The organism is Alienimonas californiensis (assembly GCF_007743815.1).
GTDB classification, from domain to species: Bacteria; Planctomycetota; Planctomycetia; order Planctomycetales; family Planctomycetaceae; genus Alienimonas; species Alienimonas californiensis.
Map to the genome: position 1 here is coordinate 1,590,825 of NZ_CP036265.1, position 15,483 is coordinate 1,606,307.

Below are 15,483 nucleotides of genomic sequence, written 5' to 3' on the forward strand. Positions count from 1 at the left end.
TGGCAGTCCTGTATGGCCCGTCTCCCGCCCCGGACCCCGCCCGCGTTGCCGCCGCGGGTGCGGGGGCGGGCGGGCAAGCCGGCGGCCGGGCTCCCCGCGGGCCGCAAACCGCCGCGGCCGCGGCCGCGGCCGCCGAAACGGGCGGCGCGGCTCTCCCCCGAGGACGTCGCCGCCGGGTTCGTGAACCCCGTCCGCACGGTGCGGGCGTCGCTGGGGTATCAGATCGTCGCGCTGTTCGCCGCCGGCGTCGTGCTGTTGATGCCGGTCGTTTATCTGACGCTGATCGGGGGCGTCGGCGGGGCGATTTATTATCACTTCATGGAGCACACGGCGCTGCTGGAGCTGGGCCGCGGGCGGGGGCGAGTCCTCGCGGCGCTGCTCTATCTGGCCCCGGGGGTCGCCGGGGGAGCGGTGATCCTGGCGCTGCTCAAACCGCTGGCGGCGCCGGAGGGCGGACGCAGTCAGTGGCGCGTGCTGCACCGCCAAACGCAGCCGACGCTGTTCGCATTAATTGATCGGGTGTGCGACGCGGTGTCCGCCCCGCGGCCGGATCAGGTGCGGGTCGACGCGCAGGCGAATATGTCCGCGGGTTATCAGGGCGGATTTCTGGGGCTGTTCGGGGGGAAGTTCGTGCTGACGATCGGCGTGCCCTTCGCCGCGGGGCTGTCGGCGGCGGGGTTCGCGGGCATTCTGGCCCACGAGTTCGGCCACTTCGCCCAGCGGGGCGGGCGGGGGCTGACCGGGGCGGCGCTGGCCGTGCAGGGCTGGCTCGCCCGTATGGTCTATCAACGCGACCGGGTGGACGAATGGATCGCGGAGGGCTCTGCGGAGCTCAGCGGATTCTCCCCGCTGTTCTGGCTGTGCGGGGCGTCCGTCTGGGTCGTGCGGCGGATCTTAATTGTGCTGCTCTATCTGAGCGAAGCGGCGCTGTCGGCGCTGTCCCGGCAGATGGAGTTCGACGCGGACCGTTATAAAGTGCGGCTGTGCGGCCCCGACGCCTTCGCCGACGCCTCCCGCCGGGCCACGGAGCTGGTCATCGGCCACGACGGGGCGATGCGCGAGTTGGTGCCCGCGCTGCTGGGCGGCTCCCCGCCGGAGGACCTGCCGGCCCTGTGCGTGCACCACGCCCCCCGCCTGAGCGAGGACGAGGCGCTGGAGTGGGAACGCGACATGCGCTCCCAGGCCGGCTTCTGGCAGCGGCTCTTCAGTTCGCACCCCCCGACCGCCCGCCGCCTCGCCGCCGCCCGCCGCGAGGGGGAACGGCTGGCCGCCAACGGCGGGCACGCACTCAATTTGAACGGCTCGGCGACGGACCTGTTCGGTGACTTTCCCGCCCTCTGCCGGGACGTCACGCTGGACCTCTATATGCAGATGCTGGGCGAACGGCCGGACCCGAACGACCTCGCCCCGGTCCGTTCGCTGCCCCCGAACCCGCACAGCCCCCGGGGCAAGCAGGCCGAGGCCGGGCCGACCACGGCATCGCAGAACGGCCGCGCCGGCGCAACCAAACGGCGCCGCGGCCGGACAGCCGACCCGGCGGAGGAGCCGGAGGCGCCCGAGGAACGCCCCGCCCGCCTGCTGCCCTACGAACGGCCCTACCTTGAACCGCCCGAGGACCGCACCGCCCATCAGGCTCGGCTGGCGGTCCGGCGGCAGGACGCGGCGGAGGACGCCGCCCTGCTGCAAACCGCGATCGCCCGGATGGACAAACTGACCCGGCGGCGGATGAAAGCCTTCGGCCGCGTCGCCGAGTTGGATTTCATCCCCGCCGCCCGCCGGGGGGCCGGCGACGACCGGCTGATCCTGGAGGCCAAGCTGCAGAAGCTCGAACGCGCCCGGGCCGACACGGAGCGAGAGGTGATCGAACTCGAACGCGCCCCGGCGGACGTCCGCCTGCTGTCCCTCGACCTGTTCGCCGCGCCCGGCGTAGCCGACAAACTGCCCGGCTACGTGTCGGCCGGCATTGACGAATTGTTGGCGTTCAATCACGCCGTGCGGGAGGCCCGGCCGGCGATCCGGGCGACGCAGGACGCGGCGGTGCGGCTGACCGCGGCGCTCCAGGCGATCCAGGACGCCGGCTCCGCCGTCGGCCTGCAACGGGAGGCGGAGGCCCGGCTGAACGCCCTGGCGGAGGAGTTGGCGACGTTGAACCGCAAGTTGCTGGGCCTGCCGGACCCCTTCCGAGCGCCGTTGGAGGTCACGCAGAAGCCGGACGCCGCCGCCCGGCCGTTCTCCGCCCGCCTGACGACCGCGACGGCGGAGGACGGCCCGGTCCTGCTGCTCTCGGCGGTCGCCCGCAGCCTGCGGGAGCTGTCCGCCGCCGCCGACCACGCCGAGCGCGTCCTCGCCGCCCGCGCCGACTGGATCGCCGCCCGCCTCAAGCTGGGCGCGGGATGAGCGGCGGGGCGAACCCGCCGGGGTGAACCGGGCCGGCGGCGGTCGGTAAGATGTCGGTCGGCCCCGCCTCCCCACGCAGTTCGCCCCCGTGTCGCTCCCCGTTCTCCCCGCCGCACACACTCCCGAGGACGGGGCCGACCTCAAGCAGCTCCCCCGCAACCCCACGCGGGCGGTGCGGGTGGGGTCGGTGATCGTCGGCGACGGCAACCCGATCGCCGTCCAGAGCATGACGGCCACCAAAACGCCGGACGTCGACGCCACCTTCGCCCAGGTCCGCCACCTGCAGGAGGCCGGCGCCGATATCATCCGGGTCGCCGTCGACTCCAAAAAAGACGCCGAGGGCCTGCGGGCGCTCTCCGACCGCCTCAACGAAAACGGCACGCCGGCGAACCTGTCGGTCGATTTGCAGGAGAACTATCGCCTGGCGGAGGTCGTCGCCCCGTTCGTCGCCAAGCTGCGCTATAACCCCGGGCACCTCTATCACCACGAGCGCGAGAAGCCGTGGACGGAGAAGGTGAAATACCTCGCCGGGATCGCCGCGGAGCACGACTGCGCCATCCGCGTCGGCGTGAACTGCGGCAGCGTCGACCCGGCCAAGGCGGAGAAATACGAGAAGGGCGACGACCTCTCGCCCATGTTGGAAAGCGCGTTCGACCACTGCGCCTTCCTCGATTCGATCGGCTTTGAACGGTTCGTCGTCAGCCTGAAGGACAGCGACCCGAAGGCCGTCATCGAGGTGAACCGCCGGTTCGCGGCGGAGCGGCCGGACGTGCCGCTGCACCTCGGCGTGACGGAGGCCGGCATGCCGCCGGAGGGGGTGATTAAAACCCGCATCGCCTTCGAGCAGTTAATCAGCCGCGGCATCGGCGACACGATCCGCGTGTCGCTCACCGTGCCCAACGACCGCAAGGGCGAGGAGATCGCCGCCGGCCGGGGGATTCTGGACGACATCAAGCACGGCCGCGTCCGCAGCGTGGTGGCGTTCGACACGAACGGGCTGAATATTATCAGTTGCCCGAGTTGCAGCCGGGTGGAGAACGAGGCCTTCGTGGACCTCGCCGCCGCGGTGAAGGAGATGACGCAGTACGCCAAGGCGCACGCGGTGACGATCGCCGTGATGGGCTGCCGCGTGAACGGCCCCGGCGAAACCGACGACGCCGATTTAGGCCTGTGGTGCGCCCCGAATTTCGTGAACCTCAAAAAGGGCGAGGAGCACCTCGGCCGCTACCCGTACGACGAAATCCTGCCGAAGCTCAAGGCGGAGCTGGACGCGGTGATTGCGGCGAGCAAAGGAAAGGCCTAGAGGTTAGTTGTGTCTACACGTCAGATAAGGAGTAGGGCAGCATGAGCAAGGTCGTCAGGCTTACCGCGGATAATTTCCGCGGCATGCACACAGAGGTTGAGTTGGGGCTCTCTGACAAAAATGGGAAAGCAACTTCGGCTTTGCTTCTCGGAGAAAATGGCTCGGGCAAGTCGAGCTTGGTCGACGCGATTCAGCTTGTCCTTCAGGGTTTCGTCGGTAGAGATACATCAACCAAGCGAAGTCTCGGGGGCTTACTGCCAATCAGTTCTGACCGATCGGCATCAGAACTCGCCGTTGAACTAGATGACGGCCGGACAATTCGTGCATCCATTATTTTCGATGAAGGTGGCGACGGAAAGTTAAGCTTTCACTGGCACACGCCGACCGGCGACTTCCGTGGCGCGCCTCTAGTGCTCCGCAGGGCCGACGTCCTGAAGTTCTGGGATGTGCCCGAAGAGCGTCGGCAAAGTCTCTTTTTCGACACGTTCAGGCTAAAGCCGGGGTCTGGTCCTGCCAGCACGCCTCAGACGGCAATTGGGGGTGACGAGGAGCTACATCTCGTAATGCGTAGAAGGGTGCAGATAAAAGAGCACCGACGAATACTTCACCGATGGGTGAGGGAGCAGGCAGGGATCGATGACCCGAACCAACTCCCAATTACCGGTAAAGGATTCATTGACGGATGCCGTCGCCACCGGATTGCCTTCCCTACGCCTCGCAACCGAGTCGAGGAGTGGTGGAAACTGCAGCCGCCGGAGCGTGAGGCTGTAGAGGAGGCCTGCCGGAGGATCGCGCTTTGCGCAAAGTGGATAAAGGAGACCGAAGAGAACATCAGATTTCTGGAATCGAAAGGGCAGGACGCATCCTCGGACGTTCTCACAAGGACCAACCAGGCACTTCTTAAGATTAGTGCTGCGGTTGGAAACGCCTTTCGTGAGATTTCGACCGCGGCGAGTAGAGTCGGCGACTTTAAGTTCAGTGTTGGAGATCTGTCGAAGTCCTCTCTAGAGGTGCATGTATTGCGGAGCGATGGAACACTCGCCTACCCGCGCGATGTCCTCAGCGAAGCCAACCTCGACTTGGTCGCTTTATTGTATTATGTTGAGGCGGCCGCGTACGCGGCGGAGCAAGGGCAGTCTAGAGTACTAATCCTCGACGATGTATTTCAGAGCGTCGACGCTACAATACGTGTGAGGGCGTCTGAGTACTTATTGCGACGACTGGCCGGCTGGCAACTTCTGTTCACATGTCATGATCGTCTTTGGGCGGAGCACATTCTCGCCACTGCGAGACGGACTGGTATGCCTATGGCGTGTAATCAAGTCCGCTATGACAGCTCGATGAGGACTGTCGTTCTGCAAGCTGAGCTTGCTGGTCCCAAAAGACGTCTTCTGTCTGTGCTTGAAAGCGGCGACCCCGGAAGTATATGTTCTGCCGCAGGACTAATGTTGGAAAAGCTCTGCGACCATTTAAGCGTGTCTCTGCAGACATCCGTGACTCGCAGGCCGAACGATCGCTACACGCTTGGCGACCTCTGGCCGGGTGTGTATAAGAAGCTAAAGAAGACCAATCTGGAAGAGGTGCTCCGTACGATCGATTCCGTCGCTCATCTCCGCAATTCTGCTGGCGCACACTACAATGAGTGGGCGCAGAATCTCTCGGAATCCGAAGCGGCGACTTATGGTAATGCAGTGGCAGAGCTAGAGCAGATGGTGCTTTGCGGTCGGTGCCAACAGTGGATTTCCGCAACGCACGCGAACCCGGAGATCCGCTGTCGGTGCGGAAATCTAAAGTACGAGTGACTTGTGTATGTGGAATGCTGGTTTCGCGGGCGATTCGGCAGTGTAGTGCTGCGTAATCGACGACGCGTTAGACTGCCCCCCCTGTACGCCCCCGTGCCCCCGGCGGGTGGCTGGGGCAGGAGCGGAGCGGATGCCCCAGAACCAGTGACGCCCGAACGAGAGCGTTCGAGCGCCGAGCGTTCTGGGGCATCCGCTCGCTCGCGGACGCTCGGCTCGGCTGCTGCCCCAGCCACCCGGGCGTTGGCGGGGTCGCGTTGTGCGACGCCGGCCGGCCGGGCCGCGGTTCTTCGTGAGCCCGACGCGCCAGCGAGGGGCGGCACCGTTCCGCCTCGCTTGCGCTTCGGGCTCACTGAACACGCTTTATAACGAACCCGAAGCGTCAGCGAGGGCGGCCGGGCGGCGGCTCCCGCCGCCGCTAGCCGTTCAGGCGCCAGTGGGCCTGGCGGAGGACGGCGGCGGGGGCGTCGTCGGGGCGTTCGTACCAGACGGTCAGCAGCGTGCCGTCGCCGAGTTCCACCGTGGAGGGGTAGCCGACGTCGGTCGACGGCGCGTCGGCGGAGATCGTCCGCGGGGCGGACCAGGTGCGGCCGCCGTCGTCGCTGAGGCGGGCGCGGTTCCCCATCGGTTGCAGGCGATAACCGTAGGACATCAGCAACCGCCCGTCCCGCAGCTTTAATAGGTGCGACGGGTAGCCCTGCACGTCGATGCTATAGGGCGTGGCCCAGGTGCGGCCGCCGTCGTCCGAGTGCGTTTGCAGCGTCTCCCGCTCGGTCGCGGAGGGATGGCTGCGGATATGGGCGATCAGCCGGCCGTCGGGCGCTTCGACGGCGTGCAACTCGTGATAGTTTTTGAAGTCGTCCCCCGGCCGGGCGGGGATCTCGGCGAGCCACTCCCAGGTGAGGCCGTCGTCCGTCGACTGGGCGACGCCGACGCGGCGGGGGGACTGCCACAACTGGACGCCGGCGTACAGCAGCCGGCCGTCGGACAGTTCGATCGGCCCGTGCGGCGCGTTGACGGGCGTGCGATACCGCGACGACCAGGAGCGGCCGCCGTCCGTGGAGCGAATCATCCAACACCCGAGTTCCGCCTGCCGATCCGTCTCGGACAATCGCTGCCGGGCGGCCTGCCAGCGGGCCCGTTTCTCCTCCGGCCAGGAATTGGCGTTCGCCGCCCGATTGAAGATCGGCTCCCAAGCGTCGGAGGTGAAGGTGGTGACGAGCAGGGCGCCGCGGGAGGTCTCCAGCACGCCGGCGTCCCGGTCGTCCGTCGCCGAATCGAGCAGCGTGCGCGGCCAGCTCCAGGTCGCCCCGTCGTCGCGGGAGACCATCCAGTCCACCCGCCCGAACGGACAAATATGCGCCTCCCGCCCCCCGGAAAACACGAGAACCAGGTCCCCGTTCGACCGCCGGGCGAGCGTCGGCCAACCGGCGTAACGATCCGGCTGCGGACCGATCGTTCGTGTGGACAGCACGACCGCCGCCGGCGTCGCGGCTCCGGCGCCCGCGGCGGCCCGGCGTCCCGTCGCCAGTCCGCCCGCCCCCAGGCCGACCGTCGTGGCGGCCAGTCCCTGCAGCCACCGACGACGCTCCCAGCCCGTGGATCGAAGCGACTCGCGGTGCATCGGATCGTCCCGTCAAAGTTCGTTTATGGGTCTGCCGGGGGAGCGTAATCGCCTGCCGGCAGAGGAACAAGGCGACGCCCGGGGCGGTGTCGCACAACGGCGGACGCGGTAGATTGGCGCCCCCGCCCCCTGGTTCCCCGGAGTGTCGTCGTGTCGGAGTTGCCGAACGCCCTGTCCGTTCGTGAGGCGGATCATCCGGTCGAGCCGTTGTTCCTCCAGCGCTGGTCGCCGCGGGCGATGAGCGGGGAGGCGTTGGCCGAGGATCAATTGATGCAGCTGTTCGAGGCCGCCCGGTGGGCGCCGAGCACCTACAACGAACAGGAATGGCGGTTCCTCTACGCCCGCCGCGACACGCCGCACTGGGACGCCTTCTTCCATCTGCTGGCCGAGCCGAACCAGGGTTGGTGCGGGGACGCAGCGGTTCTGGGGGTGGTGCTGTCCAAGAAGACCTTCACGCGGAACGGGAAGCCGAACCCGGTGCACACCTTCGACGCCGGGCTGGCCTATCAGAACCTCGCCCTGCAGGGGGCCGCGATGGGGCTGGTCGTCCACGGCATGGCGGGGTTCGACTTCGACAAGGCCCGCAAGGAATTAAACGTGCCGGAGGACTTCGCCGTGGAGGCGATGTTCGCCGTCGGCCGCCACGGCGACCCGGCCGACCTGCCGGAGGAACTGCGCGAACGGGAAGAGCCCTCCGGCCGCAAGCCGGTCGGCGAGATCATCTGCGAAGGCCCGTTCGCCTTCTGACCGGCGGCGGGAGTCTATTCACAGTCCCTGGCCGGGCGCCGCGGAGCCGGCCGGTCGGCTATACTGCCCGCATGACCGCCCACCTCACCGACGAACTGCGGGACGCCCTCGCCGCCTCCGCGGACGCTCCGGTGGAGGTCGAGGACGCCGCCACGCACCGCCGATACGTTATTCTCCCGGCCGCGGCGTATCGCTCCCTGGAGGACGCCGCCCGCGCGAATGGCGGGGAGACGCAAGACGGCGAGTTTCCTTCGCCCGCGGGCTATCAGGTCGCCGCCGCTGCCATGGCGGACGTGTGGGACGACCCGGCCTTGGACGAGTACGCCCACGTCCCCGCAGCCGACGACGACGTTGAGGTCGGCGACGGGGACGCGGAGTGAGCGGGCCGTCTCGCGTTCCCCCCGCCGTCCGTCGCGGGGACGTGGTCGTGTTGGACTGGAGCTATAGCGACGGCGGAGCGTCGAAGGTCCGTCCGGCCGTCGTGGTCCAGTCGGACGCCCTCAACCGCCGGCTGACCGCAACCGTCGTCGCGGCCCTCACCAGCAACACCGCCCGGGCGCACCTGCCGACGCAACTCTTCATCGAACGAGACACGCCCGCCGGCCGCGCCGCCGGGGTGGTGCGGGACTCGGCGGTGACGGCGGAGAACCTGCTGACGGTCGACCGCTCGCTGATCCTCCGACGCATCGGTCGGCTGACGCCCGCCCTGCGGTCGGAGTTGGATGACTGCCTTCGATCTGTCCTGGAACTCTGATGGCCGCCCCCCTGCCGCGACTTCGCCTCCGTACCGCTGCCCGTTGGTCGCTGGCGGCGGCGTTGGTGGGGGCGGGGTTGAATCACTTTTTTCAGCCGTATTATTATCTGCCGCTCGTGCCGCCGGCGTTGTCGGGGCCGGGGGTTTGGAACGCCGTCGCCGGGGCGGCGGAGATCCTCGGCGGGGTCGGGTTGCTCGTCCCGCGGCTACGGACGGCGGCGATGTGGGGGTTGATCGCGATGCTGGTCGCGTTCCTGTGGGTGCACGTCGAGATGATCGCGTACCCGGACCGCACCGAACTCGGCCGGGACGCGCCGACGTGGCTGCTGTGGGCCCGGTTGCCGCTGCAGGGTGTGCTGATCGCTTGGGTGTGGTGGGTCGGGCAGAGCGAGGGCACGGGAGCCGGGGGGCGCGCCGCCTAGCGGCGACGGCGAACCGGGGCGGGCGTCAAATTATTTCCCCGCCGGGCGGGCCTGCCACTCGTCGCCCTTTTCCAGCACGCCGTTCGCCCCTTCGCCGTGGAGCCAGCTTTTGGCGGCGGGGTCGGCCCGCAGGTGGGCGTCCCAGAAGGCGGTGGTGAGGGCCCGAATCGCCCAGTGGTGGTTCGGGTTGCGGGTCCGTTGGCCGAAGCCGCCGCGGACGTCGGCGAAGGCGTGGTGCTCGGCGTCCTTAAGGACTAATTGATAGCGGTCGATCGTCGGGGGCAGGGCGGGGAAGACCTGTCGGCGGCTCTCGGGGGTTTGCGTGGTGACGCCGGCGCCGTCGTCTTTAGTGCCGGTCATGAGGAGCCAGGGGATCGCCACCTCGCCGAAGGCCTCCGCCGGGGTGCCGCGGCTGGGGGCGCTGGGGCTGAGGGCGACAGCGGCGTCGATCCGCGGGTCCGCGCCCTGCGGGCCGAGCCGGCCGAGGGATTGGCCGGAGACGTGTTGCGTGGTCACGGCGCCGAAGGAGTGCCCGCTCATGCCGACGCGGCCGAGGTCCAGCCGGCCGAACAGCGGGTGGCCCTGTTCCTCGTTCCAGATCTTCAATTGATCCAGCGTCGTCTGCACGTCGGCGATCCGCGACTGCAGGTTGCCGGCGGAGGCGGCCTGTTTCATCGCGGCCAGGCGGCGGCCGAGGGGGGCGTCCCGCCAGACCGCGTCGTCGCTGCCGGGGTGTTGCAGGTTCGCCGTGACGTACCCGCGGGCGGCCCAGTGTTCGGCGAGGTAGGTTCCGCCCTCCTTGTTGCCGCCCAGTCCGTGGCTGAACAGCAGGACCGGCGCCGGCCCCTCGGCGTTCGGCAACCGCACGCGCAGCGGCACGTCGCGGTCGCGCTGGGCGTCGTGCACGGTCAGGTCGAGCGGCTTCGCTTCGAAGTCCGTCGGCAGGGCGAGCGGGTCGTAGGGCTGCTGTTCGGCCGGGGGCTCCGCCCAGCCGAGCGACAGGGCGAGCAGGCAGGGGACGAGCATGAGAGCGGCCGGGGCGGGGGGCGGCGGGGGTTTCTCGATATCTAACCCAGAAGACCGGCGGCAGGTTTCCGAGATTCGCAAGTGCGGCAGCCCGAGGCGGCGGGTGAAGAGCGTGCGGGCGCCGCTGCCCCCTCACCCCCGGCCCCTCTCCCCCAAAAGGGGGGCGAGGGGGGACGAGGACTGGGGACGTCAAAGAACGGTTCGCCGCGCTCTGCTCCCCTCTCCCTTGAGGGAAAGGGGCCGGGGGTGAGGGTGGCGCACGGTTCACCCGCCCCCGCTCTGCCGTTAGCCGCCGCGTAATAAGACCCGCAGGCCGAAGATCTCGCGGAACAGCGGGCCGGATTGCTTCACGGCGAGGCGTTCCAGGCTCAGGTCGTCCACGCCGGGGGCGGTGAGGATGAGGCGGTCGCCGTCCACGCGGGCGATCACGTCCTTCACCCGGCCGCTGCGGCTTTCGTCCAGGGCCTTCGCCAGTCGCAAAATCGCGGCGAGCTTGGCGACGGCGACGCGCTCCGGGCGGTCCATCTGGGTGAAGGGGGTGTGCGTCGCCTTCGGGCTGGCCCGGCGGTGGTAGCGGGCCACCAGCCCGATGACGCTGAGGTCCCGCCGGCTCACCCCGAACAGATCGCTGTTCGCAATTAAATACATCGAGTGCTTGTGATAACCCGTCGTGCCCACGAACAGACCGATCTCGTGCAGCAGCGCCGCGAGGGACAGCAGGCGGCCGTGGCGGGCGTCCAGGCGGTGGCGCTCGGCGAGTTGCTCGAACAGGCGGTCGGCGAGGCGGGCGACCTGCCGGGCGTGATCGGTGTCCACCCGGTAGCGGCGGCCCAGATGGACGGCGGATTGCACCGCCTGGGCGGCGGCGCGGTCGGTCCAGTCGCCGCGGGCGGCGGTGTCGCGGATCAGGCCGTCGCGGAGGTGGACCTCGGCGACGACCATCTCCTCCAGGCCCAACGCCTCGGCGAGCCGCAGGTTCACCAATAAGGCCGGGCGGAGGGTTTCGGCCTGCTCGAAGGGGAGGTGATAGAGGCGGGCGAGTTCGTCCTCGGTGCGGGCGAAGGCGTCGTCGAGGAACTCCCGCAGGCAGGAGAGCGGCAGGCGCTGGGCGGCGGCGTCCGGGCCGGCTTCCGGCTCCTCGCCGGCGCCGGGCTGGGGGGGCATGAGATGATTGGCGGCGAAGCGGACGTCCGCCCCCAACGCGACCAGCGCCGAGGCGTCTTCCGGCAGGTCGGCGGCCATGCGGCGGGCGGCCCGGTCGGCCTGGCGCTCCCACAGGTGGCGGGGGCTGGCGCCGGCGGCGGCCCGCACCGCCTCCCGCATTCGCAGGGCGCCGACGCGGTAGCTCTGGGAGAACCGCACGTCCCCCCCGCGGATCGCCAGCAGGTCCGTGGTGCCCCCGCCGACCTCGGCGACCGCGGCGGTCGCCTCGTGCAGCGCCGGGTCGGCCTGGAGATAGGGCAGCACGCCGAGGTAGGTGACGCGGGTGGTCTCCGCCTCGTCGATCGGCTCAATTTCAATGCCGGTGGCGGCGAAGATGCGGTCGAGAAAGGTGAGGCGGTTGGTGGCCTCGCGGACGGCGCTGGTGGCGACGACCCGCAACCGCCCGCCGCCGGCTTCCGCCCCGCCGGCCCCGCCGCCGGAGAGCCCCCGCCCGCCGGGGGAGAGGTCGTACTGTTCAAGCACGCGGCGGTAATCCCGCAGGACGGCGACGCAGGACTCCATCGTGGCGGGGGTGATGGCGCCGTCGGTGAAGACGTCCTTGCCGAGGTTCACCGCCCGGGTGAGGTGCTCCAGCGGCCGGACGGAGCCGTCGGCGGCGACTTCCGCGAGGGCCAGCCGCATCGCGGTCGCGCCCACGTCGATCACCGCGACGGGCAGCGGGGGGGCGGGGGCGTTGGTCAAGTGCGGCGGCGGATCGGGGGAGGTGATGAGGGAGGAGTGATGGGGGAGGGGAGGAAAGGGCACGCCGTTTCACCCCTCCCTCCTCCCTCCTCACCCCTTACCCGAGTCCGCCTGTCGCTGTTGCCACGCGGCGGCGCCCATGACGGCGGCTTCGTCGCCCAGTTCGGCGGGGACGACGTCGAAGGCGCCGCGGAAGGCGGGCATGACGGCAGCCAGGGCGGCCTTCTTCACCGCGGGCACCAGCAGTTTGGGCATCGCCTCGACCAGCCCCCCGCCCAACACGACCACGTCCGGGGCGAGCAGGTTCACCACCCCGCCGATCGTCGTGCCGATGATCTCCGCGGCGTCGAGCAGGATCCGACGGACGGCGGGGTCCTTCTCCGCGCTCTCGGATAGGGCGCCGCTGCGGATGTCCGTCAGGTCGGTGCCGGTGTTCTTCATCAGGTGCGGCGCCTGCCCGCGGTAGGCGGCGAGGGCGGCCTGGCCGGCGATCGTCAGCTTGCTGGCGACGGCCTCCAGCGTGCCCCGCTGACCCAGCCCGCTGCGGGGTCCCAGCGGGTCGACCGGCATGTGGCCGATCTCCATGCAGCTCATTTTCGCGCCGCGGAAGATGGCGCCCTCGTAGACCAGTCCCCCGCCGATGCCGGTGCCGGGGAACACGCCCAGCACGCAGCGTTTCTCCTTGCCGGCGCCGAACTTCCATTCGCCGTACACGCCGGCGTCCACGTCGTTGCAGAGGGTGACGGGGCAGTCGAAGGCCTCGCCGAGCAGCTTCGTCAGCGGCACGTCCTTCCAACCGAGGTTGGCGGTGTTCAGCAGCACGCCTTTATCGAGATCGGTGACCCCCGGCGCCCCCACGCCGATGCCGATCACCTGCTGGGCGGTGACGCCGGCGTCGTCCAGGCAGTCCTGGATGGTGGCGATCATCCGATCGACGCCCGCCTCGCTGCCCAGGTGCCCCTTGGTTTTGCGGCGGTCCTTGCCCAGCAGCTTGTAGTCGGCGTCGAAGGCGCAGGCGTACATCTTCGTCCCGCCCAGATCGAATCCGATCCGCACGCCGTCGCCGGGAGCGTCCGCGGCCGGGGGCGTGTCGGATTCGGGGGAGTCGGTCATGGGGTCGGGGCGGCGTCGTGGAAGGGCGGGACGGAGACCGCGAGTCTATCGCCGCCCCCGCAGCGCTTCACCGCCGCCGCCGGACGAACGACGAACCGACAGGCGACAAATCGGCAAAAAATTCGGCGGCTTTGTGAATTCGCCCCCCGCGGGGAGTGGACAGGCGCGAATCCCCCGCAACCATAGGGAACGCCCCCTGAGGAACGGGGGGGCAAATGCGGTTCGGGGACCCCTCCCCGCTGCCGCCGGCCCGCTCACAACACGCGCTTCGCCCCGCACCCGCACTTTCGATCGCCCTCCAAGGACGGACCCGATGCTGATCCTCTCCCGCAAACTCGGTCAGTCGATCCGGCTGCCGGAGCAGAACGTGACGGTGCACGTGGTCGCCGTCACCGGCCGCACGGTGCGGCTGGGCGTGGAGGCCCCGCCGGAGGTGACGATCCTTCGCAGCGAACTGGATCGGAGCGAACTGGACGCGGCGCCCGCCGCGCCGCCGCCCCCCCCGACGGTCGCGCCGCCGCGGGACCTGCCGCCGTCGCGCGACCTGGAAGAGTTGTGCTCCGCGTTGGATCGGCTGGCGGACCGACTGTCCGCGGCGGAGCGGGACCTCGCCGCCCGGGACGCCGGCCCAGGCTCACTGGCCGACCTGACGGAGGAGCTGGAGCAAACCCGGCGGACGCTGGCCCGCATCGCCGGTTGCGGCGGCGCGACCTCGCTGGCCTGCTGAACCCGCCGCGTCTCGCGGCCGACGCTCGCCGTCCGGCCCGTCGGGGCGGGGGACGTCCGTCAGTCGCGGGCGAATACTCCATCGGCTACGGTTCGGCGGTTCGCTGATACGCTCTCGCTCGCCCCGCTCATGACCTTCCTCCCGCGCCTCCCCGCTGCCGTCCGGCACTTCGTCGCCCTGCCCGCGTTGCTGTGGGCGGCGACGCTCACCGTCCCCCTCGCCGGCTGCGGCGGCGGCTATGAGGACGGCGTGGCCGACCCGATGTCCGAAGAGGCGGCCCTCGCGGAAGAAGAGGAAATGAGCCGCCCCCCCGGGACCGACGGCTAAGCGTCGCTGCGGCCGACTGACCCGCGTTGCGCCGGGACCCCCGCGTCGCGACGGGTCGACGTCGCGAGAAGTCGTCGCCCGGTCGCGGCCCGATCCATCAAAAACGCCCCGGCCGTTCCCGGCCGGGGCGTCGTTCGTATCGCGGGTCCGAGGCCGTCGGTCGCGGCTCAGTAATCGTCCGGCACTTCGCCGCCGGCCCGGGTGCCCAGGGCGCCCCAGGTGCCGTAGGGGCTCTTCCCGCTGGTCGGTTCGCCGGCGGTCAGGTTTCCGGTGTCGATCGTTTCCGAGATGAAACTGACGGAGCCGTCGCCGAAGAGGAATTGGGCGCCGCCGGTGTGGTAGCTGCCGGCGCTAATGACGCCGTCGTCGGAGGAGTCTGCGTTGTCGGCCTGCATACAGCTGGGGCCGTTGGGGGGCAGGGTGGTGTAGAACCCGGTTTGGGAGGGGTCGCCGATGTTCCAGTAGTTGCCCCGCTGGTGCAGGTTGGTGATGTCCGGGTGATAGAAGCCGGGGTTATCGGGGTCGGCGGCCTTTTTGAGGCATTCCGGTCCGGGGCTTTTCACGACGTCGGCGTAGGAGATGGTGTGTCCGCCGCGGGCCTTCACCGTAATGAAATTGCGGGAGCCGTCGTCCCGGCCGTTCTCCCCGACCAACAGCGTGCCGGTGGTGCCGTCGCGCAGGTCACGAAGCCCCCGCCAGACGCGATAGCCGAAGGCGCCGCGGTTGTGCTTGCTGCCGCCGGAGTCGTTGCTGCCTTCGCCGTTGTCGCCCCAGCAGGCGCTGTAGTTGGTATCGCCCGCGCCGCTCACCGGGGCGCCGTCGGACGGGCAGAGCAGACTGGCGATCGTCGTCTTCCAAGGGCCGTAGCTGCCGTTCCAGGGCTCCGGCCCCATCGCCGGCCACGCCGGGTCCTTCGTGCTGCCGTCCGCATTCACGGCGAGGGGCCTGCTGATCTGATTCCACAGCGCCGTCTGGTCGAGATACGGCAACAGCGGCGGGATCCAGCCCAGCCGGTTCGAGTTTCCGCCGGTTCCCCCGGTGCCGGCGCGGCCGGCGGGGAAGATCTTATAGGTGCTGTGATAGTTGTGCAGGGCCAGGCCGAGTTGCTTGAGGTTGTTCTGGCACTGGCTGCGGCGGGCGGCCTCGCGGGCCTGCTGCACGGCGGGCAGCAGCAGGCTCACCAGGATCGCAATGATGGCGATGACCACCAGCAGCTCGATCAGCGTGAAGCCGCGACGGCGGGACGGGGACGCGGTCCCCATTGAAGGACGATGCATCAGAGCCTGTGATTGGGAGAGGGACGCGGCGTCGAGAGGCGGCGCCGTGGTGACCCCAGACG

Annotated in this window: 14 protein-coding genes; 9 read left to right on the top strand and 5 right to left on the bottom strand. The window is 69.5% G+C overall.

All coding sequences use genetic code 11. The annotated features are described in order from the left end of the window. Window positions 1-12: 12 nt before the first annotated feature. From CA12_RS06095 to CA12_RS06105, 3 genes are all read left to right on the top strand, one after another. Window positions 13-2,397, top strand: coding sequence for a M48 family metallopeptidase (locus CA12_RS06095; protein ID WP_145357977.1), 2,385 nt, complete (start codon window positions 13-15; stop codon window positions 2,395-2,397). 88 nt (window positions 2,398-2,485) lie between these two features. Next, window positions 2,486-3,700, top strand: coding sequence for a (E)-4-hydroxy-3-methylbut-2-enyl-diphosphate synthase (ispG, locus tag CA12_RS06100; RefSeq protein WP_145357978.1), 1,215 nt, complete (start codon window positions 2,486-2,488; stop codon window positions 3,698-3,700). Between the two features lie 41 nt (window positions 3,701-3,741). Next, window positions 3,742-5,502 carry an AAA family ATPase gene (locus CA12_RS06105; protein WP_145357979.1) on the top strand — a complete coding sequence of 587 codons (1,761 nt, stop codon included), beginning with the start codon at window positions 3,742-3,744 and terminating at the stop codon, window positions 5,500-5,502. A gap of 415 nt (window positions 5,503-5,917) precedes the next feature. Here the strand turns inward: CA12_RS06105 and CA12_RS06110 are convergent, their stop codons facing one another. After that, window positions 5,918-7,123: a sialidase family protein gene (locus CA12_RS06110; RefSeq protein ID WP_145357980.1), complete on the bottom strand. Its 1,206-nt coding sequence runs from the start codon at window positions 7,121-7,123 to the stop codon at window positions 5,918-5,920. Window positions 7,124-7,273: 150 nt separating this feature from the next. On the opposite strand from CA12_RS06110, the gene CA12_RS06115 reads away from it, so the two are divergent. The 4 genes from CA12_RS06115 (at window position 7,274) to CA12_RS06130 (ending at window position 9,046) form a co-directional block, all read left to right on the top strand. Next, complete coding sequence (locus CA12_RS06115; protein ID WP_145357981.1) at window positions 7,274-7,870, top strand: nitroreductase family protein; 597 nt, start codon at window positions 7,274-7,276, stop codon at window positions 7,868-7,870. A gap of 71 nt (window positions 7,871-7,941) precedes the next feature. Continuing rightward, a complete protein-coding gene (locus CA12_RS06120; protein ID WP_145357982.1) occupies window positions 7,942-8,250 on the top strand; it encodes a hypothetical protein in 309 nt (102 codons plus the stop codon). Next, on the top strand, window positions 8,247-8,624 hold the full coding sequence (locus CA12_RS06125) for a type II toxin-antitoxin system PemK/MazF family toxin (protein ID WP_145357983.1): 378 nt from the start codon (window positions 8,247-8,249) through the stop codon (window positions 8,622-8,624). Before CA12_RS06120 ends, CA12_RS06125 begins: the two co-directional genes overlap by 4 nt. Beyond that, entirely contained in the window at window positions 8,624-9,046 is a 423-nt protein-coding gene (locus CA12_RS06130) for a DoxX family protein (protein ID WP_145357984.1), read from the top strand. The genes CA12_RS06125 and CA12_RS06130 overlap by 1 nt, the downstream gene beginning before the upstream one ends. 30 nt (window positions 9,047-9,076) lie before the next feature. Here CA12_RS06130 and CA12_RS06135 read toward each other — a convergent pair whose 3' ends face one another. The 3 genes from CA12_RS06135 to CA12_RS06145 all read right to left on the bottom strand — a co-directional run bounded on the left by CA12_RS06135 (window position 9,077) and on the right by CA12_RS06145 (window position 13,090). Further along, window positions 9,077-10,072: an alpha/beta hydrolase family protein gene (locus CA12_RS06135; RefSeq protein ID WP_145357985.1), complete on the bottom strand. Its 996-nt coding sequence runs from the start codon at window positions 10,070-10,072 to the stop codon at window positions 9,077-9,079. Window positions 10,073-10,357: 285 nt separating this feature from the next. Then, a complete protein-coding gene (locus CA12_RS06140) occupies window positions 10,358-12,040 on the bottom strand; it encodes a Ppx/GppA phosphatase family protein (RefSeq protein WP_242688138.1) in 1,683 nt (560 codons plus the stop codon). 27 nt (window positions 12,041-12,067) lie between these two features. Continuing rightward, window positions 12,068-13,090, bottom strand: coding sequence for an ROK family protein (locus tag CA12_RS06145; protein ID WP_145357986.1), 1,023 nt, complete (start codon window positions 13,088-13,090; stop codon window positions 12,068-12,070). Between the two features lie 313 nt (window positions 13,091-13,403). Here CA12_RS06145 and CA12_RS22425 point away from each other — a divergent pair, with 313 nt between their 5' ends. Beyond that, entirely contained in the window at window positions 13,404-13,817 is a 414-nt protein-coding gene (locus CA12_RS22425) for a carbon storage regulator (RefSeq protein WP_207622157.1), read from the top strand. A 129-nt stretch (window positions 13,818-13,946) separates the two neighbouring features. Next, window positions 13,947-14,144 (top strand): hypothetical protein, encoded by a 198-nt coding sequence (locus tag CA12_RS06155; RefSeq protein WP_145357987.1) that lies wholly within the window; start codon window positions 13,947-13,949, stop codon window positions 14,142-14,144. A gap of 167 nt (window positions 14,145-14,311) precedes the next feature. Here the strand turns inward: CA12_RS06155 and CA12_RS06160 are convergent, their stop codons facing one another. Beyond that, window positions 14,312-15,406 (bottom strand): DUF1559 domain-containing protein, encoded by a 1,095-nt coding sequence (locus tag CA12_RS06160; RefSeq protein WP_207622158.1) that lies wholly within the window; start codon window positions 15,404-15,406, stop codon window positions 14,312-14,314. Between the last annotated feature and the right edge of the window lie 77 nt (window positions 15,407-15,483).

Excerpts from the sequence above, each read along its gene's own strand:
- CA12_RS06135 (WP_145357985.1), bottom strand. The coding sequence starts at position 10,072 with ATGCTCGTCCCCTGCCTGCTCGCCCTGTCGCTCGGCTGGGCGGAGCCC.
- CA12_RS06130 (WP_145357984.1), top strand. The coding sequence starts at position 8,624 with ATGGCCGCCCCCCTGCCGCGACTTCGCCTCCGTACCGCTGCCCGTTGG.
- CA12_RS06155 (WP_145357987.1), top strand. The coding sequence starts at position 13,947 with ATGACCTTCCTCCCGCGCCTCCCCGCTGCCGTCCGGCACTTCGTCGCC.
- CA12_RS06160 (WP_207622158.1), bottom strand. The coding sequence starts at position 15,406 with ATGGGGACCGCGTCCCCGTCCCGCCGTCGCGGCTTCACGCTGATCGAG.
- CA12_RS06095 (WP_145357977.1), top strand. The coding sequence starts at position 13 with ATGGCCCGTCTCCCGCCCCGGACCCCGCCCGCGTTGCCGCCGCGGGTG.
- CA12_RS06145 (WP_145357986.1), bottom strand. The coding sequence starts at position 13,090 with ATGACCGACTCCCCCGAATCCGACACGCCCCCGGCCGCGGACGCTCCC.
- CA12_RS06120 (WP_145357982.1), top strand. The coding sequence starts at position 7,942 with ATGACCGCCCACCTCACCGACGAACTGCGGGACGCCCTCGCCGCCTCC.
- CA12_RS06110 (WP_145357980.1), bottom strand. The coding sequence starts at position 7,123 with ATGCACCGCGAGTCGCTTCGATCCACGGGCTGGGAGCGTCGTCGGTGG.
- CA12_RS06105 (WP_145357979.1), top strand. The coding sequence starts at position 3,742 with ATGAGCAAGGTCGTCAGGCTTACCGCGGATAATTTCCGCGGCATGCAC.
- CA12_RS22425 (WP_207622157.1), top strand. The coding sequence starts at position 13,404 with ATGCTGATCCTCTCCCGCAAACTCGGTCAGTCGATCCGGCTGCCGGAG.